Below are 1,101 nucleotides of genomic sequence, written 5' to 3'. Positions count from 1 at the left end.
AGAGGGCGTTTATGCAGGTCAAGGCCCGTACGCGCCTTATGTGAGTGTCCTATTTCGTCGCGGATAGCCCGATGGGCGAAGAGCATCGCCCGGCGGGGCGATAGCCTCGCCGCCCGTCTCATCCGCTTCTGGGTTCGGAAACCCGTCTGACGTAGAGATACAGCAGAACCTCCCAGCCGCCAGCGGAACGAGTGGTTCCGGAATGCCCATGCTCAGGCTGTGCTGTGAGTGATCGAAAGCCGTACCCCAGCGACCTGTCGGACGCCCGATGGGCTCTGATCGAACCGACGTTGACGGCCTGGCGGAATGCCCGCCTCGAACGTCGCCCCACCGGTCAGCCGGCGAAAGTCGACCTGCGTGACGTGTTCAACGCGATCCTCTACCTCAACCGCACCGGAATTCCCTGGAAATACCTCCCACATGACTTCCCCGGCCACGGCACCGTCTACTTCTACTACGCCGCCTGGCGCGACGAGGGAATCTTCGCCCAGCTCAATTACGACCTCACCGCCCTGGCCCGCGTGAAGGAAGGACGGAAGCCCGAGCCGACGGCCTCCGTCATTGACACCCAGAGCGTCAAGACCTCCACCAATGTGCCCGTGACCAGCCAGGGAACGGATGCCGCGAAGAAGATCGTGGGCCGGAAGCGAGGCATCCTCACCGACACGATCGGCCTGATCCTCACCGTGACTGTCACCGCCGCCAGCCTCTCTGAAAACGCCCTGGGGATACGCCTCCTCGACCAGGCGAAAAACACGTACCCAACCATCACCAAGAGCTGGGTCGACACCGGCTTCAAGAAGGCCGTCGTCGAACACGGCGCGAAACTCGGGGTCGACGTCGAAGTCGTCGACAAAAACCCAGGAACTCGCGGCTTTCACGTCCTGAAAAGGCGGTGGGTGGTGGAGCGGAGTATCGGTTGGATCATGATGCACCGTCGTCTCACCCGCGACTACGAGACCCTCGCCACCAGCTCCGAAGCCATGATCCACATCGCCTCGATCGACAACCTCGCCAAGCGCATAACGGACGAGACCACGCCAACCTGGCGAGGAACCTAATAGGGCATACAGGGCAATACGCCTAGATCAAACGCCCTCT

1 protein-coding gene is annotated in these 1,101 nt (G+C 61.9%); it reads left to right on the top strand.

All coding sequences use genetic code 11. The annotated features are described in order from the left end of the window. Positions 1 to 224 precede the first annotated feature (224 nt). Positions 225 to 1,061: an IS5 family transposase gene (locus tag ACYVMZ_RS39320; RefSeq protein ID WP_381030823.1), complete on the top strand. Its 837-nt coding sequence runs from the start codon at positions 225 to 227 to the stop codon at positions 1,059 to 1,061. The last annotated feature ends 40 nt before the right edge of the window (positions 1,062 to 1,101 follow it).

The sequence above is a fragment of the Streptomyces deserti genome, from assembly GCF_054782695.1.
Note: the sequence above shows the minus strand (reverse complement) of the source record. Positions and strands in the feature narration are given on the sequence as shown.